Source organism: Pseudomonas sp. 8BK (assembly GCF_902506475.1).
Classification (GTDB): Bacteria; Pseudomonadota; Gammaproteobacteria; order Pseudomonadales; family Pseudomonadaceae; genus Aquipseudomonas; species Aquipseudomonas anguilliseptica.
Map to the genome: position 1 here is coordinate 1,186,882 of NZ_LR733252.1, position 26,258 is coordinate 1,213,139.

Below are 26,258 nucleotides of genomic sequence, written 5' to 3' on the forward strand. Positions count from 1 at the left end.
CGCAAAACGCCAAGCTACAACTGCTGCAGAATCGCCCGGTAACCCTCGCGGTAGCTCGGGTGCTGCGGTGCCCAGCCCAGAGCACGGGCGCGGGCGTTAGTGCAACGCTTGCTGCCCGAACGGCGCACCGTCGACTGCTCGGACCAATGACTGACATTCAGCTGCTCGCGCAACCAGGCCACCACCTCATGCAGCGGCGCCGGCTGATCGTCGACGCCGATATAGCAGTCATCCAGCGCCACACCACGGGCATCGGCCTGCAGCAGATAGGCCAGTAGCCCCGCCGCGTCATCGACATGGATGCGGTTGCCGTACAGCGGCGGCTCGCTGACCACGCGATAGCCTTGGCGCACCTGCTTGAGCAACCATTCGCGGCCTGGGCCGTAGATGCCGGTGAGGCGTACCAGGCTGGCAGGCAGCCCGCTGTTTAGTGCCAGCTGCTCGGCCTCACGCATGATCCGCCCGGAGTAGCTATCGGCTTCTGCTGGGGAGGCTTCATCCACCCACTCACCGAGCTGTTGACCATATACGCCACTGCTGGAGACAAACAGCAGGCGCTTGGGCCGCTGACCCTGTTGCGCCAACCAGCCAAGCACGCGGCGCAGACCGTCGACATAGGCGGCGCGATAGCCGGCCTCGTCGTGTTCGGTGGCGGCCGCGCAATACACCAGGTAATCCAGCGGCTCACTCGGCCAGGCCGCCGGGCAGGCATCGGCATACAGATCACCGGCCACCGGGCGAATACCCTGTGGCAGCAGTGCCACGCTGCGGCGCAGGCCATACACCGTCCAGCCTGCAGCGCTTAGCTGCTGACCCAGACGGCTGCCGACATCGCCACAGCCGGCGATCATCAGTGTCTTACTCATCGTTGCGTATTCCCTGGTTATTCATCAGGGCAACAGTGCCACCAAGCTGGCCTGTTGCACCAGCTCCAATAGCGGCTGTGGATACACACCGAGGAAGAACGCCAGCACGGCAACGAACAGCAGCATCATGCCGCCAGCACGCTGCGCCCAGTTGAAGGGTGCATCGTGGCGACGCAGGTTCGGCTCGAGCATAAACAGGGTGACCATCACCCGCAGGTAATAGAACACGCCAATGGCGCTACCGAGCACCAGAGCGGCCAGCAGCCACCATTGCTGCGATTGCACACCGGCAGCAACCACGTAGAACTTGCCGATAAACCCGGCCGTCAGCGGAATGCCGGCCAGCGACAACATCATCACGGTCAGCACAGCGGTCAGGTACGGACGGCGCCAGAACAGCCCACGGTATTCGTACAGGGCATCGGCATCACGGCCGCTGTAGGGCGTCGACATCAAAGTGATCACGCCGAACGCACCCAGGCTGGTCAGCACATAGGTGGCCAGGTAAACGCCAACCGCTTCCACGGCCAGGCCCTTGCTGGCGATCAACGCCACCAGCAGGTAACCGAAGTGCGCGATGGAGGAATAACCGAGCAGACGCTTGAGGTTGTTCTGCAGCAGCGCCAGCAGGTTGCCAAAGATGATCGAGGCAATCGCAATCAGCGTCAGCAGGTCATTCAGCCAGCCGCCGGCAGCCGCTGGCGAGACCTGATACAGGCGCAGCAGCACGGCAAACACCGCAACTTTGCTGGCCGTAGCCAGGAAGGCGGCCACCGGTGCCGGCGCACCTTCATAGACGTCTGGCGTCCACAGGTGGAACGGCACCAGCGACAGTTTGAACGCCAGACCGATCAGCATCATGCCTACGCCAATCTGCGCCAGCATGCTCGGCAGGCCATCGGCGGCCAGCTTGGCACCGATACCGGCGAAGGTCAGGCTGCCCGACTCGGCATACAGCAGCGCCATGCCGAACAGCAGAAATGCCGAGCCTGCGGCGGACAGCACCATGTACTTGATGCCGGCTTCCAGCGAACGCTTGTTGAAGAAGGCGTAGGCAATCATGCCGTAGGTCGGCACCGACAGCAGTTCCAGGCCGATAAACAGGCCCGCCAGATGTTGCGCGCTGACCAGCACCAGACCGCCAGCGGCAGACAGCAGCATCAGCAGGTACAGCTCTTCGCGGTTGCCCGGGTAACCTTTGCCGGACTCACCGCCCAGGTAGGCGTGAATCAGCGTCACACAGGCCAGGGTCGCCGCCAGCACCAGGGCCATGTAGTAGCAGGCGAATTTATCCACCAGCAACAGCGGTGTGACCTCGATCGGTGTCACCTCCAGAGCCGGCAACAGCGACAGCAGGGCCAGGTTGAGGCCCAGCACCGAGAGGCCGAAGGTCATGGCGTGATTGCGCTTCCAGGCAATCGCCAGCATCACCAGCACGATGGTGGCACTGGTGATCAGCAGCGGCAGCAGCGCAATAAAGTGTTGAGTCGTGAATTCCATACGCTACTTACCGGGCCGGAACAGGTTGATTGATTGCACTACCCAGCCATTGCTGCACGCCTTGCATGCTGGCTGCAGAGGTGTCGAGCACCGGCTGCGGGTAGACGCCGAGCAGGATCAGCAGCACAGCCAGGCCCAGCACCATGCTCAGCTCGCGCAGCTGCAGGCCAGGCAAGGCAGTGTCCGCCTTGGCCGGGCCGAAGTAGGCGCGGTGAATCATGATCAGCGAGTAGACCGAGCCGAACACCAGACCGGTGGCGGCCAATACGGTGACCCATGGCGCGCTCTGGAAGCTGCCGATCAGAATCAGGAATTCACCCACGAAGTTACCGGTACCTGGCAAGCCCAGGGCAGCAGCAGCGAAGAACAGGCTGATCGCCGGCAGCCAGGGCATGCGTGCCCAGATCCCGCCCATCTCGCGCATGTCGCGGGTGTGCAGACGCTCATACAGCTGGCCGCAAAGGATAAACAGCGCCGCTGCGGATAGGCCGTGGGCCATCATCTGCACCACAGCGCCCTGCAAGGCGATCTCGCTGGCCGAGTAAATCGCGATCAGCACAAAGCCCATATGCGACACGCTGGAGTAGGCCACCAGGCGCTTGATGTCGGTCTGCGCGAACGACAACAGAGCGCCATAGATGATGGCGAACACGCCGAGCCACTGGGCGATTGGCGCAAACTCTGCCGAGGCGTTGGGGAACAATGGCAGGGCAAAGCGCATCAGGCCGTAGGCTGCAGTTTTCAGCAGGATACCGGCCAGGTCCACGGAGCCGGCGGTTGGTGCCTGAGCGTGGGCATCGGGCAGCCAGGAGTGGAACGGCACCACCGGAAACTTCACCGCAAAGGCGATAAAGAAGCCGAGCATCAGGATGTACTCGGTGCCCGGCGCCAGCTCGGTTTTCAGCAGATCGGCGTAGTTGAAAGTGAGCACACCGGTCTGATCGAAATGCACGAATACCAGGCCGAGGATCGCCAGCAGCATGATCAGGCCGCTGGCCTGGGTGAAGATAAAGAACTTAGTGGCGGCAGTGATGCGCGTCTTGCCATCACTGCCGCTATGACCCCAGAGCGCGATGAGGAAATACATCGGCACCAGCATCATTTCCCAGAAGAAGAAGAACAGGAACAGGTCGACCGCGAGAAACACGCCGACCACGCCGCCGAGAATCCACATCAGGTTGAGGTGGAAGAAGCCGACGCGGTTCTGGATCTCGTTCCACGAGCACATTACCGAGAGCACACCGAGCAGACCGGTGAGGCTGATCATCAGCACCGACAGGCCATCCAGCGCCAGGTGCACGCTTATGCCGAAGCGCTCGACCCACGGCACTTGGAACTCCGCCGCCCACTGCGGCGCAGCGCCTGGCGCCGGGGCCAGGCTGAAGTCGCCGGTGGCCCACAGCCACAGACCCAGACCGAACAGCAGGCCCATGGTCAGCAGGGCGATCCAGCGCGGCAAGGTGCTGCCGAAGCGCTCGCACTGCCAGCACAGCAAGCCGCCAATAAAGGGGATCAGGATTAGCCAGGGCAGAATCATGACGGGCTATTTTCCTTAATTCAGAAACAGGAGGACGGCGAGCACCAGCACGGCGCCCCCGGCAATCGAAGTGGCATACCAACGCACCTGACCAGTCTCGCTGCTGGCCAGCAAGGCGTTGCCACCTCGCGCCAGACGCGGAATCAGGCCAATGCTGCGGTCGATCGGATCACGCCCGAGCAGCCGGCACAGCAGCAGGTAGGGCTGCACAAACAGCTTGTCGTAGAGCCAGTCGAAGCCCCAGGCGGCGAACCACCAGGCCGAGAGGAAGCGCCCCGGCGCACTCTGCGCCACCGCCGTGGCGAAACTGCGCTTGCCGAGGAACAGCAGCGCGGCCAGGACGATGCCGATGATCGCGATGGCTCCGGAGACGATTTCCAAGCTGTGCTTGGCCTCACCGCCGGCATGCCCGACGCTTTGCGGCAGCACACCGGCCAGCGGCGGGCTGATCAGCGCACCGACGAAGGTCGACAGCACGATCAGCGTCACCAGCGGCAGCCAATGAGCCACACCGTGACCGGCATGGGCCTCGGTCTGCTGCTCGCCATGAAAGGCGATGAAGATCAGGCGGAAGGTGTAGATCGAGGTCAAGAAGGCGCCCGCCAGGCCGGCATAGAGCAACCACTGATGACCACTGGCAAAGGCTTCCCAGAGGATTTCGTCTTTGGAGTAGAAACCGGCGGTGATCAGCGGCAACGCCGCCAGGGCCGCGCCGCCGACGATAAAGCTGGCGTAGGCCAACGGCAGTTTCTTCCACAGGCCGCCCATCTTGAAGATGTTCTGCTCGTGGTGACAGGCGTTGATCACCGCACCGGAAGCGAGGAACAGCAGAGCCTTGAAGAAGGCGTGGGTCATCAGGTGGAAGATCGCTGCATCCCAGGCACCCACGCCGAGGGCGAGGAACATGTAACCGATCTGGCTCATGGTCGAATAGGCGAGGATGCGCTTGATGTCGGTCTGCACCAGCGCGGCAAAACCAGCCAGCACCAGGGTCACACCGCCGACGATGCCGACTAGCTCGAGAATGTCCGGGGTCAGCAGGAACAGGCCATGGGTACGGGCGATCAGGTAAACACCCGCCGTCACCATGGTCGCCGCGTGGATCAACGCAGAAACCGGGGTCGGACCAGCCATGGCGTCGGCCAGCCAGGTCTGCAACGGCAGCTGCGCGGATTTACCCACCGCTCCGCCGAGCAGCATCAGCGTGGCAATCCACAACCAGCTGTCGCCTTCCACATACTTCTGCGGTGCCAGCACCATCAGCTCCTGAATATTCAGGGTGCCCAGATGCAGGAACAGGATGAACAGGCCGATGGCCATGAATACATCGCCGATACGGGTGACGATAAAGGCCTTCAGCGCTGCATTGCCGTTCGGCGTGTGCTTGAAGTAGAAGCCGATCAGCAGGTAGGAGCACAGCCCTACACCTTCCCAACCGAAATACAGCAGCAGCAGGTTATCGCCCAGCACCAGCAGCAACATGCTGAAGATAAACAGGTTGGTGTAGGCGAAGAAACGCGAGTAGCCCTCTTCACCGCGCATGTACCAGCTGGCAAACAGGTGGATCAGAAAGCCCACACCCGTCACCACGCCGAGCATGGTCACGGACAGGCCATCCAGGTAGAGGGTGAAGCTCGGCGCAAAACCGGCCACGCTCATCCACTGCCACAGCACCTGGGTGAACACGCCATTTGCCGGCGGATTGAGGTTGAACTGCACGATCACCCAGGCCGCAGTCAGGGCAGACAGGCCCACCGAGCCCACGCCGATCAGCGCCGAGAGGTTTTCGGAGAAACGCCCGCGCGAAAAGGCCAGCAGGAACCAGCCCAGCAGCGGAAATACACAGGTCAGGAATAGAAGGTTCATCCGCGCATCTCGCTGGCAGCGTCGACATCGAGGGTGTTGAAGCGGCGATACAGCTGCAACAGGATCGCCAGGCCAATACTGGCTTCGGCGGCCGCCAGGGTGATCACCAGAATGAACATCACCTGGCCGTCAGGCTGAGCCCAACGGCTGCCGGCTACGATAAAGGCCAGGGCGGTGGCGTTCATCATCACTTCCAGGCTCATCAGCACGAAGAGGATATTGCGCCGCACCATCAGGCCAATCAGGCCGAGGCTGAACAGCACGCCGGCCAGTGCCAGGCCGTGCTCCATGGGAATCGCATTCATGCGGTTGGCTCCTTGGCATCGTGACGGCCGAGGTGATACGCCGCGACCAGTGCGCCGAGCAGCAGCATCGAGGCCAGCTCCACCACCAGCAGGTAAGGCCCGTACAGCGCGATACCCACCGCCTTGGCATCAACCGTCTGCAAACCCAGCGCTGCGCCACTGGGCGACTCGAACAACACATACAGCAGCTGACCCAGCAGCAGCGCCGAAAGCAGCGCCGGCCCAAACCAGATACCGGGCCTCAGCCACTGGCGCTCCTGCTCGACCGCCGCCGGACCGAGGTTGAGCATCATCACCACGAAGACGAACAGCACCATGATCGCGCCGGCATAGACGATGATCTCTAGGGCACCGGCAAAGGGCGCACCGAGGGCGAAGAAAGTCATCGCCACCGCCAGCAGCGAGACGATGAGATAGAGCAAGGCATGCACCGGGTTGGTGTTGGTGATCACCCCCACCGTCGATGCCACCGCCACACCGGCGGCGAAGTAGAACGCGAATTCCATGTCCCCTCCTTAGGGCAGCAGGCCTTTGACGTTGATCGGTTCAGCTTCATTCTGCGCCGCGCCTTTCGGCTTGCCGGCAATGGCCATACCGGCGACGCGGTAGAAGTTGTAGTCCGGGTTCTTGCCCGGGCCGCTGATCAGCAGGTCTTCCTTCTCGTACACCAGGTCCTGGCGCTTGAACTCGCCCATCTCGAAATCCGGGGTGAGCTGGATCGCCGTGGTCGGGCAGGCTTCTTCGCAGAGGCCGCAGAAGATGCAGCGCGAGAAGTTGATGCGGAAGAAATCCGGATACCAGCGGCCATCCGGGGTTTCCGCCTTCTGCAGCGAGATGCAACCCACCGGGCAGGCTACTGCGCACAGGTTGCAGGCCACGCAACGCTCTTCGCCGTCAGGGTCGCGGGTCAGCACGATGCGGCCACGGTAACGGGGCGGCAGGTACACCGCTTCTTCCGGGTACTGCAGAGTGTCACGCTTGCGAAAGCCATGGCTGAACACCATCGCCAGGCTGCGCAGTTGGGTGCCGGTGCCGACCAGCACATCCCATATGTATTTGAACATTCGGTGGTTCTCCTTACTGGGCCGCGGCCAGCACAAGTGCGCCGGTCACCAGCAGGTTGATCAGGGTCAGCGGCAGGCAGAACTTCCAGCTGAAGGCCATAACCTGGTCATACCGTGGGCGCGGAATCGAAGCGCGCAACAGGATGAAGATCATGATGAAGAAGCAGGTCTTCAGGGCAAACCAGAAGAACGGAATCTGCGGCAGAAGGCCAAACGGGCCGTGCCAGCCACCGAAGAACAACGTCACCAGCAACGCCGACACCGTGACGATGGCCACGTATTCGCCGACGAAGAACATGCCCCATTTCATCCCGGCATATTCGATGTGGTAACCGTCAGCCAGCTCCTGCTCCGCTTCCGGCTGGTCGAACGGGTGACGGTGGGTCACGGCGACGGCAGCGATAAAGAAGGTACAGAAACCGAAGAACTGCGGAATAATGAACCACAGATTCTCGGCCTGGTAATCGACGATATCGCGCATGTTGAACGAGCCAACCTGCGCCACCACGCCCATCAGCGCCAACGCCAGGAACACCTCGTAGGACACCGTCTGCGCCGAGGCGCGCAATGCACCGAGCAAGGCAAACTTGTTGTTACTGGCCCAGCCAGCAAACAGCACGGCGTACACCGACAAGCCGGCCATGGCGAAGAAGAACAGGATGCCGATGTTCAGGTCCGCTACGCCCCAGGTTGGGGTGATCGGGATGATCGCAAAAGCAATCAGCATGGCGGAGAACGCAATCATCGGCGCCAGGATAAAGATGAACTTGTCGGCGAACGGTGGCGTCCAGTCCTCCTTGAAGAACATCTTGATCATGTCAGCTGCGATCTGAAACATGCCGAACGGGCCGACCCGGTTGGGGCCGTAACGGTCCTGCCACCAGCCCAGCAGACGGCGCTCGACAAAACTCAGCAACGCGCCGCAGACCACCACCACCAGCAGAATCACGATAGCCTTGAGCACCGCGATCAGCACATCCAGCACTTCGGGGGTCAGCCAGCTCATTGCGCGGCCTCCTCAATGCGAGTGACCACGATACCTGCGATTAGCGCAGGCATGCCCGCCAAACCGACTGGCAAGCCGACCACACCAATGGCCAGCTCTTCGGTGATCTGCAATGGCAGGCGCAGGGTCTGTCCGGCGACGGTCAGACTGAGCAGCGCACCGTCATTTACGCCCAAGCGATCCGCTTCGGCCTTGGCCAGCACTGCATAAGGCGCTGGGATACGCTCCTGCAGCGGCGCGGCCCCGGCCGAGGTTTCCTCGCTGCCGAACAGGTGATGCAAGGCCACGGCCTGCAAGGTGCCCGGCGCCGGGTTAAAGGCGGCCGGGACGCTGAACCAGGGCAGCACTGCGCCTTTGGCTTCCAGCAGACGCACACCGGGATCACCTGCACGCAGGTGGCCGCCAACTTCGTCCTGGAATTTGTTCCAGGCTTGCGGCGAGTTCCAACCTGGCGACCAGGCGAACGGAATCTGCTGACGATCTTCCTGGCTGCCGGCATAGCCTTCCATGGAGAAGGCAAAGGCCGAGTCCTGGTCCTGCGGCTGACGCGGCTCGTGCACGCTGATATTGGCACGCATGGCGGTGCGACCGCTGTAACGGTGCGGCTCACGGGCCAGTTTGAGGCCCTTGATGCGGAACGAGGCCTTGGGTGCCGCGTCGACGATACGCGCCAACTGGCGGTTGCTCGCGGCGACAGCCGTGGTCACTGCATCCAACTGGGTCCAGTCGAGCGGTTTGCCCTGAATGGTGCTGTGCAGGGCATGCAGCCAGCGCCAGCCCTCACGAATCAGGATATTGGCGTCGTAGTAGCTCGGCTCGAACACCTGGAAGAAGCGCTGAGCGCGGCCTTCGAAGCTAACCAGGGTGCCATCGCCTTCGGCGAAGCTGGCCACCGGCAGCAGCAAGTGGGCTTTTTCGCTAGTGGCGGTGTGCTGATGGTCAGCGACGATCACCAGCTGGGCGGCCGCCAATGCGGCATCAACCTGGACCGCATCGGCACGGCGGTACAGATCGTTCTCCAGCACAATCACGGCATCGGCCTGCCCAGTCGTCAACGCTTGCAGCGCCGCATCGACGGATCTCTCCCCACACTCTTCACCCAAAAGCAGGGCCAGGCCCATGCTGTTGGCTTCCGGCACTACCAGGCTGATGGAGGCGTTCTTTTCACGATTTTTCAGCGCGCTGGCGATATTCGCCGCGGCCTCGATCAGGCTCTTTTCACCGAGAGATGCACCGGAGACGATCAGCGGACGTTTGGCCTTAAGTAGCGCGTCGGCGATCAGCTGCACCAGTTCGGCAGCTTCTTCGTCCAGGCCGTTGACAGCTGGGGCACTCGGGTCGATGGCGTGGGCCACGGCAAAACCGATACGCGCCAGATCGGCCGGCGCGGCATGCACGCAGGCTTCGGCCACATCATCCAGGCGGGTCGCGGTAACGCTGGCGACAAACAGCGGGTTCAGCGCGTCCTGTGCAACGTTCTGCACCGCCGCCATGTGCCAGTCCTGAATCTTCATCGAGGCGGCGATTTCAGTGGCCTTGCCCTTGACCGCCTGACGCAGGGCCAGGGCCATGCGTGCAGCGGTCTGGGTCAGGTCTTCGCCGAGAATAAACACCGCATCGTGCAGCTCGACTTCACGCAGGGTCGGTACCGGCAGCGGGCCGTTCTGCAGGATGTCGCGGATCAGGCGGATATTTTCCAGCTCGCCAGCGGCGATACCGGAGTAGAAGTTGGCCTCGCCGACCAACTCGCGCAAGGCGAAGTTGCTTTCCAGGCTGGCGCGCGGCGAGCCGATGCCGATCACACGCTTGCCCTTGAGCAGCTTGGCGGCCTTGTCCAGCGCGGCGTCGATGCCGAGCTTCTCGCCACCATCTTTATTGACCAGCAGCGGCTGGCGCGGACGATCCGTACGGTTGACGTAGCCGTAGCCGAAGCGACCACGGTCACAGAGGAAATACTGGTTCACATCACCGTTAAAGCGGTTTTCTATGCGCCGCAGTTCGCCATAGCGCTCGCCTGGGCTGGTGTTGCAGCCGCTGGCGCAGCCATGGCAGATGCTTGGGGCGAACTGCATGTCCCACTTGCGGTTATAGCGCTCGGAGTGGGTCTTGTCGGTGAACACACCGGTCGGGCAGACCTCGACCAGATTGCCGGAGAACTCGCTTTCCAGCACGCCGTCTTCGACCCGGCCGAAGTACACGTTGTCGTGCGCGCCATACACGCCAAGATCGGTGCCGCCGGCGTAATCCTTGTAGTAGCGCACGCAGCGGTAGCAGGCGATGCAGCGGTTCATCTCATGAGAGATAAACGGGCCGAGCTGCTGGTTCTGGTGGGTGCGTTTGCTGAAGCGATAACGGCGCTGGTTGTGGCCCGTCATCACCGTCATGTCCTGCAGGTGGCAATGGCCGCCCTCCTCGCACACCGGGCAGTCGTGCGGGTGGTTGGTCATCAGCCACTCGACGACGCTGGCGCGGAACGCCTTGGATTCTTCATCGTCGATGCTGATCCAGGTGTTGTCGGTGGCCGGCGTCATGCACGACATGACGATGCGCCCGCGCGTATCGTTTTCATCGGTGTACTGCTTGACCGCGCACTGGCGGCAGGCGCCGACGCTACCGAGCGCCGGGTGCCAGCAGAAGTAAGGGATATCGAGACCGAGGGACAGGCAGGCCTGCAGCAGGTTGTCCGCCCCATCGACTTCGAAATCTTTGCCGTCTACGTGGATAGTGGCCATGGTTCAGGTTTCTTCTTTGCCCACCGAAGCGGGCTTGGCTAATGGAATCACGTTGTGCTGCGGGGCCAGGTCAGTGGCCGCCAGAGCGCCATTTTTTTACGCGGGAACGAACTGCCCCGTCGCTGACGAAGCCGCCGAGCTGGCCACGCCAGCCTCGAACTCCGAACGGAAATACTTGATCGCACTGCCCAACGGCTCGACCGCACCCGGTGCGTGAGCACAGAAGGTCTTGCCGGGGCCAAGGAAATTGACCAGGCCGAGCAGCGTGTCGATGTCCTGCTGCGTGCCTTGCTTGCGCTCCAGGGCACGGAGAATCTTCACGCTCCACGGCAGGCCGTCGCGACACGGGGTACACCAGCCGCAGGACTCACGGGCGAAGAACTCTTCCATATTGCGCAGCAAGGAAACCATGCTAATGCTGTCGTCCACCGCCAGCGCCAGGCCGGTGCCCATGCGCGTGCCGACCTTGCCGATACCGCCGGCGTACATCAGCGCATCCAGGTGCTCGGGGAGCAGAAAACCGGTGCCGGCACCACCAGGCTGCCAGCACTTCAGCCTGTAACCATCGCGCATGCCGCCGGCGTAGTCCTCGAACAGCTCGCGGGCGCTGATGCCGAAGGGCAGTTCCCACAGGCCGGGGTTTTTAACCTTGCCGGAGAAGCCCATCAGCTTGGTGCCGTGGTCTTCACTCTCCGGGCGGGCCAGGCTCTTGTACCAGTCCACGCCGTTACCCACGATGGCCGGCACGTTGCACAGGGTTTCGACGTTGTTGACGCAGGTCGGCTTACCCCATACGCCGACGGCTGCCGGGAACGGCGGCTTGGCACGCGGGTTGGCGCGGCGACCTTCGAGGGAGTTGATCAGTGCGGTTTCTTCACCGCAGATATAACGACCGGCACCGGTATGGACGAACAGCTCGAAATCGAAACCGCTGCCGAGGATGTTCTTGCCGAGCAGGCCGGCGGCCTTGGCTTCTTCAATGGCGCGGTTCAGGTTCGCCGCGGCATCGACGTATTCGCCGCGCAGAAAGATGTATCCGCGATAGGCTTTCAGCGCACGGGCGGAAATCAGCATGCCCTCCACCAGCAAATGCGGCAGTTGCTCCATCAGCATGCGGTCTTTCCAGGTGTTGGGCTCCATTTCATCCGCGTTGCACAGCAGGTAGCGGATATTCATGGATTCGTCGGCAGGCATCAGGCCCCACTTCACCCCGGTGGGAAAGCCGGCACCACCACGGCCCTTGAGGCCTGAATCTTTCACCGTCTGCACGATATCGGCCTGGGCCATTTCGCTCAGGGCTTTGCGTGCGGCGGCGTAGCCGTTCTTCGCCTGGTATTCCTCCAGCCATACCGGCTGGGCGTCGTCACGCAGGCGCCAGGTCAACGGATGAGTCTCTTCACTGCGGGTGATGCGGTTGGCTGGGCCGATGGAGGTCAGCGTTTTCATACCACTCATTGATAGGCCTCCAGCAGTTGAGCCACGCCACCAGGTTGCACGTCGCCAAAGGTGTCGTTGTCGATCATCAGCGCCGGGGCCTTGTCGCAGTTGCCCAGGCAGCACACCGGCAGCAGGGTAAAGCGGTTGTCGGTGGTGGTCTGGCCGAGGCCGATACCGAGCTGTTTCTGCATTTCAGCGACGACCGACTCATGGCCACCGACATAGCAGGTCATGCTGTCGCATACGCGGATGATGTGACGGCCCACTGGCTGACGGAAAATCTGACTATAGAAGGTGGCTACGCCTTCGACATCGCTGGCGGGAATACCAAGGATTTCGCCAATCGCATCGGCGGCGCCATCCGGCACCCAGCCACGGGCCTTCTGCACGATCTTCAGGGCTTCGATCGACGCCGCGCGCGGGTCTTCGTAGTGGTGCATCTCGTGTTCGATGGCCGCGCGCTCGGTTTCGCTCAGAGCAAAACGGTCGGTTTGAATCAGGGTTGTCTGGCTCATATCAGCGGTCCACGTCAGCCATAACGAAGTCGATACTGCCCAGGTACGCGATCAGGTCGGCGACCATGCTGCCGCGAATCACCGAGGGGATCTGCTGCAGGTGCGGGAAGCTCGGCGTACGAATGCGCGTGCGGTAGCTCATGGTGCTGCCGTCGCTGGTCAGGTAGTAGCTGTTGATGCCCTTGGTCGCCTCGATCATCTGCAAGCTTTCGTTGGCCGGCATCACCGGCCCCCAGGAAACCTGCAGGAAGTGGGTGATCAGGGTTTCGATATGCTGCAGCGTGCGCTCTTTCGGCGGCGGCGTGGTCAGCGGGTGATCGGCCTTGTACGGGCCTTCCGGCATATTGCGCAGGCACTGGTCGATGATCTTGATGCTCTGGCGCATCTCTTCCACACGCACCATGCAACGGTCATAGGCATCGCCATTGGCGGCCAGCGGCACTTCGAACTCGAAGTTCTCGTAGCCGGAATACGGCCGCGCCTTGCGCAGGTCGAAGTCGCAGCCCGTCGCCCGCAAGCCAGCACCGGTGGTGCCCCACTCCAGCGCTTCCTTGGTGTTGTACTGCGCCACACCAATGGTTCGTGCCTTGAGAATGCTGTTCTTCAGTGCGGCTTTTTCGTACTCGTCGAGGCGCTTGGGCAGCCAGTCGACGAATTCCTTGACCAGACGATCCCAACCGCGCGGCAGGTCGTGAGCAACGCCGCCGATGCGGTACCAGGCTGGGTGCAGGCGGAAGCCGGTGATGGCTTCGATCACCTTGTAGGCACGCTGGCGGTCGGTGAAGGTGAAGAACACCGGGGTCATCGCACCGACGTCCTGAATGTAAGTACCGAGGAACAGCAGGTGGCTGGTGATGCGGAAGAACTCGGCCAGCATGATGCGAATCACGTCGACCCGCTGCGGCACGGTGATGCCCGCGAGCTTTTCCACGGCCAGCACGTACGGCAGGTTGTTCATCACCCCACCGAGGTAATCGATACGGTCGGTGTAGGGAATAAAGCTGTGCCAGCTCTGCCGTTCGGCCATCTTCTCGGCACCACGGTGGTGGTAGCCGACTTCCGGCACGCAGTCGACGATCTCTTCGCCATCGAGTTGCAGAATGATACGGAAGGCACCGTGGGCCGAAGGGTGGTTGGGGCCGAGGTTGAGGAACATATAGTCCTCATGCTCGCCACCACGCTTCATGCCCCAGTCTTCCGGCTTGAAACGCGCCGCTTCTTCTTCGTGCTGCTGCTTGGCCAGGGTCAGGCTGAACGGATCGAATTCGGTGGCACGCGCCGGGTAGTCCTTGCGCAGTGGGTGACCTTCCCAGGTCGGCGGCATCATGATCCGCGTCAGGTGCGGGTGGCCGCTGAAGTGGATGCCGTATAGATCCCAAACTTCGCGCTCATACCAGTTGGCGTTGGGCCAGATGCTGGTGACGCTGGGTAGATTGAGGTCGCGTTCGGACAGGGCGACCTTGATCATCACATCGCTGTTCCGCTCCAGCGACATCAGGTGATAGAACACGGTGAAATCCGCATCCGGCAGACCACGACGCTGGGTGCGCAGACGCTCGTCGACGCCATGCAGGTCATACAGCATCACGTAGGGGCGCGGCAGGTTGCGCAGAAAGGTCAGGATCTCGACCAGCCGCTCGCGGGCCACCCACAGCACCGGCATGCCGGTACGGGTGCTCTGTGCGGTAAAGGCGTCAGCGCCAAAACGGGAATTCAGTTCGACGATCACATCGTGGTCGTCAGCCTTGTACGGCGGTATGGACAGAATGCTGTCTGCAGTCATGGTCTCGGTCGCTATCGGTCAACGGCGTCAGTAGGCGGGCTCAGTCGAGCCCAGGCTCACACTTCGTCGGGGCTACGCAGATTGGTCACGGCGATGCGCTCGGCGCGACGCTGTTCTTTCTGCGAAGGCATGTCGGCACGGTAAACACCCTGATCACCGACCACCCAGGACAACGGCCGACGCTCCTGACCGATGGATTCCTGCAGCAGCATCAAGCCTTGCAGAAACGCCTCGGGACGCGGCGGGCAACCGGGAATATAAACGTCGACCGGCAGAAACTTGTCGACCCCCTGGACCACCGAGTAGATGTCGTACATGCCGCCAGAGTTGGCGCAGGAGCCCATGGAGATCACCCACTTGGGCTCCAGCATCTGTTCGTACAGGCGCTGGATGACCGGAGCCATCTTGATAAAGCAGGTGCCAGCGATGACCATGAAGTCCGCCTGACGTGGGGAGGCCCGGATCACTTCCGCACCAAACCGGGCCACATCATGCGGCGCAGTAAAGGCGGTGGTCATTTCCACATAGCAGCAGGACAGGCCGAAGTTGTACGGCCACAAGGAGTTCTTACGCCCCCAGTTCACTGCGCCATTGAGTACATCGGCAAGTTTGCCCATGTAGATGTTCTTGTGGACTTGATCGTCTAGCAGCGGGTCGGAAACAGTCTCCCGCTCGCCGACCGGATAGCGCTCATTGGGCGCATCCGGATCGATCCGAGTAAGTTTGTAGTGCATCGCCAAAGCCTCATTGTTTTAGCTTCGCCTGCCGCTCGCGACGGCCCTGAGGTGCCCAATCGAGCGCCCCGATCCGCCAAAGGTAGACAAGACCTGCCAACAGAATTGCTATAAAGACTGTAGCTTCGATCAGCCCAGCCCAGCCGCTTTCGCGTACCGAAACTGCCCAAGCGAAGAGAAAGAGGGCTTCAACGTCGAAGATCACGAAGAGCATCGCGACCAGATAGAATTTGGCTGACAGGCGCAGACGCGCGCTGCCGACGGGCAACATGCCAGACTCAAAGGGCTCATTCTTGCTGCGACCCCAGGCTTTGCTACCCAGCAGGCTGGACAGCCCAAGCATGAACGCAATGAGCCCGAAGACTCCCAGCAGGAACACAGCAAAAGCCCAGTTATGGGACATGGTCGTTACCGCATCAGGCATGCCGGTACTCCTTGGGTGAAAGGAACGGCTTGTATAATTTTATTGTGGCGAGCGCAAAACCCGGCCTGGGTCGCTCGCAAAGTATGGTCGCAATTCTATGCGCACATCGCTTTAGTAACTAATTATTTTCTGTTCACAAAGCGACATTAAAGCGTAGCCAATCGCCAAAACCGCTTCGCCTCCTCAGCCACGGGGGCTGAAGCGCATCAACAGTTGGTTCCATTGAATACAGCCGCTATGCTTGGCTGCATCTCAATGGATAAAGACTATGACCCTCACCGAACTGCGCTACATAGTCACCCTCGCTCAGGAACAGCACTTCGGCCGCGCCGCCGAGCGTTGTCATGTCAGCCAGCCGACGCTGTCGGTGGGGGTGAAGAAGCTCGAAGATGAGCTGGGCGTACTGATCTTCGAACGTAGCAAGAGCGCAGTGCGTCTGACTCCGGTCGGTGAAGGCATCGTCACCCAGGCGCAGAAAGTGCTGGAGCAGGCCCAGGGCATTCGCGAGCTGGCCCAGGCCGGCAAGAACCAGATGGCCGCCCCCCTGAAGATCGGTGCGATCTACACCGTCGGCCCTTATCTGTTCCCTCATCTGATTCCGCAACTGCACCGCGTCGCGCCGCAGATGCCGTTGTATATCGAAGAAAACTTTACCCACGTGCTGCGCGACAAGCTGCGCAATGGCGAGCTGGACGCAATCATCATCGCCCTGCCGTTCCACGAAGCCGATGTGCTGACCAAGCCGCTGTACGACGAGCCGTTCTACGCCCTGCTGCCAGCCGGTCACCCCTGGGCCGCGATGAAAACCATCGACAGCAAGCTGCTGAATGACAAGAGCCTGCTGCTGCTCGGTGAAGGTCACTGCTTCCGCGATCAGGTGCTGGAAGCCTGCCCGACCCTGCGCAAGGGCGGCGAAGACAGCGCCAAGCACACCACCGTGGAATCCAGCTCGCTGGAAACCATCCGTCACATGGTCGCCTCGGGCCTCGGCGTATCGATCCTGCCGTTCTCTGCCGTCGACAGCCACCACTATGCTCCCGGCGTGATCGAAGTACGCCCACTCAGTCCGCCGACGCCGTTCCGCACCGTGGCCATCGCCTGGCGCGCCAGCTTCCCACGGCCGAATGCCATCGAAGTCCTGACCGATTCGATTCGCCTGTGCTCGGTGGCCAAACCACTGCCCAAGAGCAGCTAAAACAGACCATGACCGAACTGGCCGCGGTTTCTGTGACCGCGCTGAAAGGCGTGGGAGCGGCCCTGGCCGAAAAGCTCGCCAAGGTCGGCCTGGAAACCCTGCAGGATGTGCTGTTCCACCTACCGCTGCGTTACCAGGATCGCACCCGCATCGTGCCGATTGGCGCGCTGCGCCCCGGTCAGGACGCCGTGGTGGAAGGCATAGTCGCCGGCGCCGATGTGGTCATGGGTCGGCGGCGTAGCCTGCTGGTACGCCTGCAGGACGGCAGTGGCACCCTCTCCTTGCGTTTCTACCATTTCAGCCAGGCACAAAAGGAAGGCCTCAAGCGCGGTACCCAGGTACGCTGCTACGGTGAAGTGCGCCCTGGCTCGTCGGGCCTGGAGATCTACCACCCGGAATACCGTGCGCTGTCCGGCAGCGAACCGATTGCCGTGGAACAGACCCTGACGCCGATCTACCCGACCACCGAGGGCCTGACCCAGCAGCGCCTGCGCCAACTCAGCGAGCAGGCCCTGGCGCGTCTTGGGCCGCACAGCTTGCCGGATTGGCTGCCGCGCGAACTGGCCGACGATTACCAGCTCAGCCCACTGGATCAGGCGATTCGCTATCTGCATCGACCGCCGCCGGATGCCGATCTGGAAGAACTCGCCGAAGGCCGTCACTGGGCCCAGCACCGCTTGGCCTTCGAGGAATTGCTGACCCACCAACTGTCGCTGCAGCGTCTGCGCGAAAGCGTGCGTGCGCAGCAGGCCCCGGCGCTGCCCCTTGCGAAAACGCTGCCGCAGCAATACCTCGCCAACCTGGGCTTTACCCCCACCGGTGCGCAGCAACGGGTCGGCGCGGAAATCGCCTACGACCTCAGCCAGAGCGAGCCGATGCTGCGCCTGGTGCAGGGCGATGTGGGTGCCGGCAAGACCGTGGTCGCCGCCTTTGCCGCACTGCAGGCGCTGGAAGCCGGTTATCAGGTAGCGCTGATGGCCCCCACCGAGATTCTTGCCGAGCAGCATTTCATCAACTTCAGCAAATGGCTGGCCCCGCTGGGCCTGGAGGTTGCCTGGCTGGCCGGCAAGCTCAAGGGCAAGGCCCGTGCCAGCGCCCTGGAGCAGATCGCCGCTGGCGCACCCATGGTGGTCGGCACCCATGCGCTGTTTCAGGATGAAGTGCAGTTTCAGAAACTCGCACTGGTGATTATCGATGAACAGCACCGCTTCGGCGTGCAGCAGCGCCTGGCCCTACGGCAGAAAGGCATCGGCGGACGTATGTGCCCGCACCAGCTGATCATGACCGCCACGCCGATCCCGCGAACCCTGGCGATGAGTGCCTACGCTGACCTCGACACCTCGATCCTCGACGAGCTGCCGCCCGGCCGTACCCCAGTGAACACCCTGGTGATCGCCGACAGCCGCCGCCTGGAAGTGGTCGAACGGGTGCGCCTGGCCTGTAACGAAGGGCGCCAGGCCTACTGGGTCTGCACACTGATCGAAGAATCCGAAGAGCTGACCTGCCAGGCCGCGGAAACCACCTTCGAGGATTTATCGGCGGCGCTCGGCGGGCTGAATGTCGGCTTGATTCACGGGCGCATGAAACCGGCGGAAAAAGCCGCGGTGATGGACCAGTTCAAACAGGGCCAGCTGCAGCTGCTGGTGGCCACCACGGTGATCGAGGTCGGCGTCGACGTACCGAATGCCAGCCTGATGATTATCGAAAACCCGGAGCGCCTGGGCCTGGCCCAGCTGCACCAGCTGCGTGGCCGGGTCGGCCGTGGCAGCGCGGCCAGCCATTGCCTGCTGCTCTATCACCCGCCCTTATCGCAGCTGGGCCGTGAGCGCCTGGCAATCATGCGCGAGACCTGCGATGGCTTCGTTATCGCCGAAAAGGATCTGGAGCTGCGCGGCCCCGGTGAGATGCTCGGCACCCGTCAGACCGGCTTGCTGCAGTTCAAGGTGGCCGATCTGATGCGTGATGCTGACTTACTTCCGTCAGTGCGCGATGCCGCGCAAGCGTTGTTGGAGCACTGGCCGCAACATGTCAGCCCGCTACTTGAACGCTGGTTGCGGCATGGCCAACAATACGGGCAAGTGTGAGCCAGCGCACAGTGCAACCGTCGCCTGCGCCGCATTTTACTCATCCCGCTGTTTATACTCGGGGTATTGCTACTTCTGCTGGATACCGTCATGACCGAACTTGCCCTTGCTCCCGACACCGCTCCGCGCCCGCCAGCGGTGATTCTGCAATTGCTGGAGAAGCTCGGCCTGCCCTACCAAGTCTGCCGCGACATGCCCGGCCTGCCAGCCGCTCAACGCCTGCAAGCGGTACTGCTGGATGACGCCGTGGGCGCGCTACTGGTGCTCTATCCGCAGAGCCAGCTGCTCGACCTCAATCGCCTGACCGAACTGACCGGCCGCCAACTGACCGCAGTCAAGCCAGAGCGCCTGGAGCGCATGCTCGGCAAACACAGCCTGAAGGTGTTGCCTGGCCTGCCACCGCTGACCAGCTCGCCCTGCCTGTATGACGAGCGCCTGCTGCAGGTGCCGAGTCTGTATATCGAGTCCGGCCAGCGCGGCGTGCTGCTGGAGCTAAGCACCGACGCTTTCAAAACCCTGCTGAGCAAGGCCAGCGCCGCGCGCTTCGGCGAGCCGCTGAGCAATATCCGCCTGAACCTCAATCGCCCGGACGACGACCGCGCCGAGATCACCCTGGCGGTGCAGGCCTTTACCGCGCGGCGCATCCAGCAACGCCTGGAAGAAACCATCGAAATTCCGCCGCTGCCGGAAACTGCGCAGAAGATCATCAAGCTGCGTGTCGACCCGGATGCCACCGTGGATGACATCACCGGCGTGGTCGAAACCGACCCGGCGCTGGCCGCCCAGGTGGTCAGCTGGGCCGCCTCGCCCTACTACGCGGCACCCGGCAAGATCCGCTCGGTGGAGGACGCCATCGTCCGCGTGCTGGGCTTCGACCTAGTGATCAACCTGGCCCTCGGCCTGGCCCTGGGCAAAACCCTGAGCCTGCCCAAGGATCATCCGCAACAGGCCACACCGTACTGGCAACAGGCGATCTACAGCGCTGCGGTGATCGAGGGCCTGACCCGCGCCATCCCGCGCGCGCAGCGTCCGGAAGCCGGCCTGACCTACCTCGCCGGCCTGTTGCACAACTTCGGCTATCTGGTGCTGGCGCACGTGTTTCCACCGCATTTCTCGCTGATCTGCCGCCATCTGGAGGTCAACCCGCACCTGTCACACAGCTATATCGAGCAGCATCTGCTCGGCATCAGCCGCGAGCAGATCGGTGCCTGGCTGATGCGCTACTGGGATATGCCGGAAGAACTGGCCAGCGCCCTGCGCTTCCAGCACGACCCTGAATACACCGGCCCCCACGCCACCTACCCGAACCTGGTGTGCCTGTCGGTTAGCCTGTTGCGCAATCGCGGCATCGGTGCCGGCCCGCAGAGCGAGATTCCGCAAAGCCTGTTCGACAACCTCGGCATCAGCCGGGAAAAAGCCGAAGAAGCCGTAAGCAAGGTGCTGGTGGCTGAAGTCGCGCTGCGCGAACTGGCCGCGCAATTCCATCCCGCGCACTAGCAGGCCGTTTAAAAACGTTGGCGAGGCAGCCAGCGCAAGGCAAAAACAGGCGAGAAAGCGGAGTTTACGAGTTGTAAATGAGCATTTTGAGACTGTTTTTAACGCCGCGATGGCAACGCAGGTAGTTTTTCAACAGCCTGCTAAAGCTGCAGAAAACACAAAGGGGCCTACGGGCCCCTTTTTCGTTTCAGTCGAACGATTACTTCTTCAGCTGTGCGCGTCGTGCGGCGAACAGCTCCGGCAGCACCTGCGCGCTACCATCGAGCAACTGCGCCACGGCTGGCTGCTCATACAGGGCAGCATATTCGGCCAGTTTTTCGCTGGGCATCTGCCGATAGGCATACAGCATAAAAGACTCCACCGCTTCGGCGCTGGAGGCCCGCAGCGCGTCTTCCTGAGCCTTGGTCTGAGTGCTCAGGGCCTTCTCGTCGATGCTTTCACCACGGCCCTGCAGGGCCAGAAATGCCTGAGTCTTGCCGACTTCATAGCGCAACAGGGTGGCCAGGGTGGTGGTGTGCGCGGCGGCATCCAGGCGCCGCACCAGAGCCATACGCTCCTCACGCGGCGGGCGTTCGCCCAGCTGTTTGCGATAGGCCGCCAAGCCTTCTGCACCGCCCTCGCCCACAGAACGCTCGGCAGCGGTAAAGCCCTGCGCCAGCGGGCTTTCCAGCAAGTTCTTGGCCTGTTCCAGCTGGGTTTGATCGAGCTTGCCGGTCAGTTTCTTAGCCAAGTCCAGACACAGAGCATCAGCGGCAAACACCTTGGCCAACTGCGCTTGCTGTTTATCGCTCAGACCACGCTGCACCAGCGGTGCGCTCTGCTCACAGAGCAAACGGATGCCGGCCAGCTCGAATAACGGCGCAAAGGCTTCGGCTTTGGGGGGCGCGGCATGGGCAACGGAGGTGGAAAACAGCAGGGCACTCAGCAGCAGACGCATGGGCAAACTCTCACTAGGGCTATGCCCAGCCTAGCGAATGCAGTGCGCGCAGGCCAGCCCTGGCGCGCACTGCTGCGAATCAGGCAGCTTTTATGGCAGCGTCTTTCTTTTTCGGCATCAGGTATTTGGTCAGCCCCTGGAACCAGATCACCAACGCGGGGTTGCCCTGGATCTGGATATCCTTGTTCTGGATGCCCTGCATAAACGCCAGCTGCTTGTTTTTCGCGTTCATGGTGGCGAAGCCGTAGGCGGCATCCTTGAAGCCAAGGGCGAAGGCAGGCTCAGTAGCCGGGCCGCGCTTGCTGGTGATGCGCTGGTCTTTGACGATGAAGTGACGGGCGACTTTACCGTCCAGAGTATGCAGCTGAAAGACCATATCGCGGTCAACCAGTTGCTGTTGGAATGCCGGATTTTCACGGCTGGCCTTGGCCATCAGACGGCCCAGCATCCACAGAAGAAAACGGAATTTCATGCGCGAGGCCTCGCAAAGGGTAGGGAAAAGGCGGCGCATTGTAGCGGTTTGCGGCAGGGACTACATCCGGCTGAAAGAAGGGCGTGAACACGCTGGCCGGGATGGTGCAGCCCGAGGCCAAAGGCCCCGGGCCTGAGGACTCAGTTGACCGCGTCTTTCAGGGACTTGCCCGGTTTGAAGGCGACGGTGTTGCTGGCCTTGATCTTTACCGGCTCACCGGTTTGCGGATTTTTACCGGTGCGAGCACCGCGGTGGCGTTGTACGAAAGTACCGAAGCCCACCAGGGTGACGCTGTCCTTGCGGTTCAGTGCGTTGGTGATTTCTTCGAGTACCGCGTTAAGTACACGGTTTGCCTGATCTTTAGTCAGATCCGCCTTATCGGCGATGGCGGCGGCGAGTTCCGGTTTACGCATAAATGCCTCTTTACGGTTTTTTGTTGTTGTGTCCGGGCTGCTCTGCGCGAGCAGATACCAAGGCGCCGCAACAGCTCTAGGCTGCGGCAGACTGAGGGAGGATGGCATGCCATTGGGCCCTGCGCCAGTCTTGTCCGACAGTTAAACCAGGCAATTTTGTGGCATATCCGACAGAACGGCCGCCATTCAGGCCAAAAGTGCAGGCAGCAGCTTATTCAGGGCCAATTTATCCTGCACGGCCGTACCGGTGAGGGCATAACCGAGCAGCGCACCAGTGTTGTCATGGCATAGCGCCTTGATGTCGGCGCCGCTGCCTTCAACGCTCCACTCGCCCTGCAGGCCATGCGGTGGCGGCGACACCACCAGCGGGCAGACCGGGGTTTTAACCGTCACCGGCATCGGCCCGTAGCTTACTGCCGTCGGGGTGCCGGCCAGGGTTTGCGCCAGGGCACGGGCGCTGGTCATCAGCGGCATGACATAGAGCAGGTTGATCCCATCGACCTCAGCGCAGTCGCCCAGGGCGTAGATATTGGCGTGAGAGGTGCGCAGCTGGCGGTCGACCACCACCCCGCGATTGACCGCCAGCCCGGCAGCGGCAGCCAGTTCGATACGCGGGCGCAAACCCACAGCTGACAACACCAGGTCACACTCGATCAGGGTGCCATCGGACAGGTGCGCGTCCAGTGCATCGCCTTTGTGATTCAGGCTGGCCAACACCGGACCGAGGTGAAAACGCGCCCCCAACCCTTCCAGGCCAGCTTGAACCGCGGCGGCGGCAGCCGGATGCAGCAGACCAGGCATCACCTGCTCGCAAGGGGCGACCAGTTCGACCTGATAGCCGCCCAGGCTCAGGTCATTGGCAAACTCACAACCGATCAGCCCGGCGCCCAGTAGCAGGACACGCTGCTTGCCGGCAGCTGCAGTGCGAAAACGCGCGTAATCCTCCAGGTCATTGATCGAGAAGATCGCATCATCGGCATCACCTTGCACCGGTACGCGAATCACCTCGGCCCCCCAGGCCAGCACCAGGTCGCGGTACGGCACAGCCTCTTCGCCGATCCACAGTTGCTTGTGGCCAGGATCGATGCCGCTGATGCGGGTATGGGTGCGAATTTCCGCCTTGAGCTGATCAGCCATGGCGCCCGGCTCGGCCATGCTCAGGCCATCGGCGTCCTTGTTCTTGGCAAAACCGGTAGAGAGCATCGGCTTGGAGTACGAACGCCCGTCGTCAGCAGTGATCAACAGCAGCGGAGTTTCGCTGTCCAGCTTGCGAAATTCACGGGCCAGGTTGTAACCGGCCAGGCCGGTGCCGACGATGACGACAGGTGCACTCATGCTCATTCCTCACACAGGCCGCGCACTGCGGCGGCCGTAATAGATTTCAGGGCTGACGCGGCTCAGGCGATCTCGATCATCTCGAAATCCAGCTTGCCGACGCCGCAATCGGGGCACAGCCAATCGGCGGGAATATCTTCCCAGGCCGTGCCAGGGGCGATGCCTTCCTCGGGCAGGCCGAGGGCTTCGTCATAGATAAACCCGCACACCACACATTGCCACTTACGCATAACCACCTCGCTGCTTAATTCAGCTCGTTCGGGGTATTGAGTATGGGCACTCGCCAAACAAAACGGCGACCCTTGGGTCGCCGCCTAGAGCAGTATCTACTTAGAACCTGTTTCAGATCTCGCGAGCTAGAGCGACGCAAGGCAAAAACAGGCGAGAAAGCGGAGTTTACGGCTGTAAATGAGCATTACTCGTTTCACTCGCCCTTCGGGCCGCACTAAAGCGCGTTAGCCGCAAGCGGCTTACCGAGCCTGTTTTTAACGCAGCAGCGCCGACGCGCAGCAGATCGGGGACGGGTCTTAGCCGATTTCGATCATTTCGAAATCCAGCTTACCCACGCCACAGTCAGGGCACAGCCAGTCTTCCGGGACATCCTGCCAGAGCGTGCCGGCGGCGATGCCTTCATCAGGCCAGCCTTGGCTCTCGTCGTAAATCAGTCCACAGACTACACATTGCCACTTCTTCATAACTACCTCAGGCGGATCACACGGCTATTGCGCCGGGGAAACTACCGTATATGTGCATGTGCGCCAAGCCGCCGGACGATGAATAGCCCGTCATCGAGGCCAACCAAAGTCGGGTTCTGCCCGACGTAGCGGCCAATCGACGCGCCTTGCGCCATCTGTCCAGACGTAATGCCCATGCTAGACTCGCGCGCCTCTGCCTACGGTGAAACCAGCTCGTGCCCCACGCCGCCCTCGCCCATCCGCCGCGCTGGCTGACTGCCAGCCAACTGCATCCCGCACCCACGGCGGCGGTGCGTGACTGGCTATTCAATGAAGACTCGCTGACACGGCGACTCACCGCTCTGTCGGCCAATGGTTTCAGCGTCACCCCGCTGCAGGAAGGCTGGCAGCGCCTGCGCAGCGATGAGTGCAGCGCGCTGGGCGTGGTCGGCGGCAGCCAGGGCTGGGTGCGCGAGGTGTACCTGCGCGGTCACGGCCAGCCCTGGGTATTTGCCCGCAGCGTGGCGGCGCGTAGCGCCCTGGAAGGATCCGGCCTAGCGCTGGACCAACTCGGCAGCCGCTCGCTGGGGGAGTTGCTGTTCAGCGACCGTGCCTTCGATCGTGGTGAGTTGCAGGTGTGCCGCTACCCGGCACCGTGGCTGCCAGCGGAAGCCTGCAGCGAGCGTCTGTGGGCGCGGCGTTCGTGTTTTAGCCGTGGGGCTTTGGGCGTGCTGGTGGCCGAGGTCTTCCTTCCTGAGTTCTGGGCCGCAGCTGACATCGAGTCGTAGGGTGGATGTCGTTTTTACATCAACCTTGCAGCCACACTGGTGGATCGATAAAACGTGAACCACCCTACGCCCTCCGTATAATCAGCCGCACCTCGCATGGAGACGCGCTCGATGTATACCCGCCTGCTGCATTCACTTAATCGCCTGCACCCACGCGCCTGGGACTTTATCCAGCTGATGCGCCTGGACAAGCCCATCGGCATCTACCTGCTGCTGTGGCCGACGCTGTGGGCGCTGTGGGTGGCGGCCGAAGGCGTGCCGAGCGTGAAGAACCTGCTGATCTTCGTCTTCGGGGTAATCCTGATGCGCGCCGCCGGCTGCGTGATCAACGATTACGCCGACCGCAACTTCGACGGCCACGTCAGCCGCACCAAGGCCCGCCCGCTGGCCAGCGGCAAGATCAAACCGCGTGAGGCGTTGATCCTGTTCGCCGTGTTGGTGGCACTGAGCTTTGTGCTGGTGCTGTTTACCAACGCCACCACCATCTGGTTGTCGTTCGGCGGTTTGGCCCTGGCCGCCTGCTACCCCTTTATGAAGCGCTATACCTTCTATCCACAGGTGGTGCTCGGAGCGGCATTTTCCTGGGGCATGCCGATGGCCTTTACCGCCGAAACCGGCAGCCTGCCGCCGGAAGCCTGGCTGCTGTATATCGCCAACCTGCTATGGACCGTGGCCTACGACACCTACTACGCCATGGCCGACCGCGAGGACGACCTGAAGATCGGCGTGCGCTCCACCGCCATTCTGTTTGGCGATGCCGACCGCCTGATCATCGTCATCCTCCAGGGCCTGGCGCTGCTCTGCCTGCTGCTGGCCGCCGCGCGCTTCGAGCTGGGCCTGTACTTCCACCTCGGCCTGCTGGCCGCCGCCGGCTGCTTTGCCTGGGAGTATCACAAGACCCGCAACCGCAAGCCGATGGCCTGCTTCAATGCCTTTCTGCACAACCACTGGGCCGGCTTGGCGATCTTTATCGGCCTGGTTCTGGACTACGCGCTGCGCGGGTAGAAAGGTGGCTTGCCGCGCAGCTGTCATATCGCTGCAATAATTCCGTTATCTAATGCAGCCCATTACAGCGAGATGACCCGAGGCTTGAT

At 62.1% G+C, this 26,258-nt stretch carries 25 protein-coding genes; 5 read left to right on the plus strand and 20 right to left on the minus strand.

The window, feature by feature from the left end:
• Positions 1–14: 14 nt before the first annotated feature.
• The 14 genes from ACIN8IBEIGE_RS05395 to ACIN8IBEIGE_RS05460 form a co-directional block, all read right to left on the minus strand.
• Positions 15–866: an SDR family oxidoreductase gene (locus ACIN8IBEIGE_RS05395; protein ID WP_160013750.1), complete on the minus strand. Its 852-nt coding sequence runs from the start codon at positions 864–866 to the stop codon at positions 15–17.
• Positions 867–890: 24 nt separating this feature from the next.
• Positions 891–2,366 (minus strand): NADH-quinone oxidoreductase subunit NuoN, encoded by a 1,476-nt coding sequence (gene nuoN, locus ACIN8IBEIGE_RS05400; protein WP_160013751.1) that lies wholly within the window; start codon positions 2,364–2,366, stop codon positions 891–893.
• A 7-nt stretch (positions 2,367–2,373) separates the two neighbouring features.
• Positions 2,374–3,903: an NADH-quinone oxidoreductase subunit M gene (nuoM, locus tag ACIN8IBEIGE_RS05405; RefSeq protein ID WP_160013752.1), complete on the minus strand. Its 1,530-nt coding sequence runs from the start codon at positions 3,901–3,903 to the stop codon at positions 2,374–2,376.
• A 15-nt stretch (positions 3,904–3,918) separates the two neighbouring features.
• Positions 3,919–5,769 (minus strand): NADH-quinone oxidoreductase subunit L, encoded by a 1,851-nt coding sequence (nuoL, locus tag ACIN8IBEIGE_RS05410; protein ID WP_160013753.1) that lies wholly within the window; start codon positions 5,767–5,769, stop codon positions 3,919–3,921.
• Positions 5,766–6,074, minus strand: coding sequence for an NADH-quinone oxidoreductase subunit NuoK (nuoK, locus tag ACIN8IBEIGE_RS05415; RefSeq protein WP_160013754.1), 309 nt, complete (start codon positions 6,072–6,074; stop codon positions 5,766–5,768). Before nuoK ends, nuoL begins: the two co-directional genes overlap by 4 nt.
• Positions 6,071–6,580: an NADH-quinone oxidoreductase subunit J gene (gene nuoJ / locus ACIN8IBEIGE_RS05420; RefSeq protein WP_160013755.1), complete on the minus strand. Its 510-nt coding sequence runs from the start codon at positions 6,578–6,580 to the stop codon at positions 6,071–6,073. The genes nuoK and nuoJ overlap by 4 nt, the downstream gene beginning before the upstream one ends.
• A gap of 9 nt (positions 6,581–6,589) precedes the next feature.
• Complete coding sequence (gene nuoI, locus ACIN8IBEIGE_RS05425) at positions 6,590–7,138, minus strand: NADH-quinone oxidoreductase subunit NuoI (protein WP_090379713.1); 549 nt, start codon at positions 7,136–7,138, stop codon at positions 6,590–6,592.
• Positions 7,139–7,151: 13 nt separating this feature from the next.
• The gene (gene nuoH, locus ACIN8IBEIGE_RS05430) at positions 7,152–8,144 is read right to left on the minus strand and encodes an NADH-quinone oxidoreductase subunit NuoH (protein WP_160013756.1); all 993 of its coding nucleotides are present in this window, start codon (positions 8,142–8,144) and stop codon (positions 7,152–7,154) included.
• Entirely contained in the window at positions 8,141–10,876 is a 2,736-nt protein-coding gene (gene nuoG / locus ACIN8IBEIGE_RS05435; protein ID WP_160013757.1) for an NADH-quinone oxidoreductase subunit NuoG, read from the minus strand. Before nuoG ends, nuoH begins: the two co-directional genes overlap by 4 nt.
• Positions 10,877–10,972: 96 nt before the next feature.
• Positions 10,973–12,322, minus strand: a complete 1,350-nt coding sequence (nuoF, locus tag ACIN8IBEIGE_RS05440; protein ID WP_160016312.1) for an NADH-quinone oxidoreductase subunit NuoF — start codon at positions 12,320–12,322, stop codon at positions 10,973–10,975.
• 5 nt (positions 12,323–12,327) lie between these two features.
• The gene (gene nuoE / locus ACIN8IBEIGE_RS05445) at positions 12,328–12,828 is read right to left on the minus strand and encodes an NADH-quinone oxidoreductase subunit NuoE (protein WP_160013758.1); all 501 of its coding nucleotides are present in this window, start codon (positions 12,826–12,828) and stop codon (positions 12,328–12,330) included.
• A 1-nt stretch (position 12,829) separates the two neighbouring features.
• Positions 12,830–14,611 (minus strand): NADH-quinone oxidoreductase subunit C/D, encoded by a 1,782-nt coding sequence (gene nuoC / locus ACIN8IBEIGE_RS05450; protein ID WP_160013759.1) that lies wholly within the window; start codon positions 14,609–14,611, stop codon positions 12,830–12,832.
• Positions 14,612–14,667: 56 nt separating this feature from the next.
• Positions 14,668–15,345 (minus strand): NADH-quinone oxidoreductase subunit B family protein, encoded by a 678-nt coding sequence (locus tag ACIN8IBEIGE_RS05455; protein WP_090379697.1) that lies wholly within the window; start codon positions 15,343–15,345, stop codon positions 14,668–14,670.
• 10 nt (positions 15,346–15,355) lie between these two features.
• A complete protein-coding gene (locus tag ACIN8IBEIGE_RS05460; protein WP_090379694.1) occupies positions 15,356–15,769 on the minus strand; it encodes an NADH-quinone oxidoreductase subunit A in 414 nt (137 codons plus the stop codon).
• A 268-nt stretch (positions 15,770–16,037) separates the two neighbouring features.
• On the opposite strand from ACIN8IBEIGE_RS05460, the gene ACIN8IBEIGE_RS05465 reads away from it, so the two are divergent.
• The 3 genes from ACIN8IBEIGE_RS05465 to ACIN8IBEIGE_RS05475 all read left to right on the plus strand — a co-directional run bounded on the left by ACIN8IBEIGE_RS05465 (position 16,038) and on the right by ACIN8IBEIGE_RS05475 (position 20,545).
• Positions 16,038–16,964, plus strand: a complete 927-nt coding sequence (locus tag ACIN8IBEIGE_RS05465; RefSeq protein WP_090379691.1) for a hydrogen peroxide-inducible genes activator — start codon at positions 16,038–16,040, stop codon at positions 16,962–16,964.
• 8 nt (positions 16,965–16,972) lie between these two features.
• Positions 16,973–19,048: an ATP-dependent DNA helicase RecG gene (gene recG, locus ACIN8IBEIGE_RS05470; protein WP_178124328.1), complete on the plus strand. Its 2,076-nt coding sequence runs from the start codon at positions 16,973–16,975 to the stop codon at positions 19,046–19,048.
• Between the two features lie 90 nt (positions 19,049–19,138).
• A complete protein-coding gene (locus ACIN8IBEIGE_RS05475) occupies positions 19,139–20,545 on the plus strand; it encodes an aminoacyl-tRNA deacylase and HDOD domain-containing protein (protein ID WP_160013761.1) in 1,407 nt (468 codons plus the stop codon).
• A 199-nt stretch (positions 20,546–20,744) separates the two neighbouring features.
• On the opposite strand, the gene ACIN8IBEIGE_RS05480 is transcribed toward ACIN8IBEIGE_RS05475, so the two are convergent.
• The 6 genes from ACIN8IBEIGE_RS05480 to ACIN8IBEIGE_RS05505 all read right to left on the minus strand — a co-directional run bounded on the left by ACIN8IBEIGE_RS05480 (position 20,745) and on the right by ACIN8IBEIGE_RS05505 (position 24,397).
• A complete protein-coding gene (locus ACIN8IBEIGE_RS05480; protein WP_160013762.1) occupies positions 20,745–21,482 on the minus strand; it encodes a hypothetical protein in 738 nt (245 codons plus the stop codon).
• 79 nt (positions 21,483–21,561) lie between these two features.
• Positions 21,562–21,954, minus strand: a complete 393-nt coding sequence (locus ACIN8IBEIGE_RS05485; RefSeq protein ID WP_160013763.1) for a helicase — start codon at positions 21,952–21,954, stop codon at positions 21,562–21,564.
• 140 nt (positions 21,955–22,094) lie between these two features.
• Entirely contained in the window at positions 22,095–22,367 is a 273-nt protein-coding gene (locus ACIN8IBEIGE_RS05490; protein ID WP_090250753.1) for an HU family DNA-binding protein, read from the minus strand.
• A 186-nt stretch (positions 22,368–22,553) separates the two neighbouring features.
• Positions 22,554–23,708, minus strand: a complete 1,155-nt coding sequence (locus ACIN8IBEIGE_RS05495) for an NAD(P)/FAD-dependent oxidoreductase (RefSeq protein ID WP_178124329.1) — start codon at positions 23,706–23,708, stop codon at positions 22,554–22,556.
• Between the two features lie 56 nt (positions 23,709–23,764).
• Positions 23,765–23,932, minus strand: coding sequence for a rubredoxin (locus tag ACIN8IBEIGE_RS05500; RefSeq protein WP_090379673.1), 168 nt, complete (start codon positions 23,930–23,932; stop codon positions 23,765–23,767).
• A 297-nt stretch (positions 23,933–24,229) separates the two neighbouring features.
• Positions 24,230–24,397 carry a rubredoxin gene (locus ACIN8IBEIGE_RS05505; protein ID WP_090240746.1) on the minus strand — a complete coding sequence of 56 codons (168 nt, stop codon included), beginning with the start codon at positions 24,395–24,397 and terminating at the stop codon, positions 24,230–24,232.
• Between the two features lie 215 nt (positions 24,398–24,612).
• Here ACIN8IBEIGE_RS05505 and ACIN8IBEIGE_RS05510 point away from each other — a divergent pair, with 215 nt between their 5' ends.
• Positions 24,613–25,164: a chorismate lyase gene (locus ACIN8IBEIGE_RS05510; RefSeq protein ID WP_160013765.1), complete on the plus strand. Its 552-nt coding sequence runs from the start codon at positions 24,613–24,615 to the stop codon at positions 25,162–25,164.
• A gap of 111 nt (positions 25,165–25,275) precedes the next feature.
• Complete coding sequence (gene ubiA, locus ACIN8IBEIGE_RS05515; protein ID WP_160013766.1) at positions 25,276–26,169, plus strand: 4-hydroxybenzoate octaprenyltransferase; 894 nt, start codon at positions 25,276–25,278, stop codon at positions 26,167–26,169.
• Positions 26,170–26,258 lie beyond the last annotated feature (89 nt).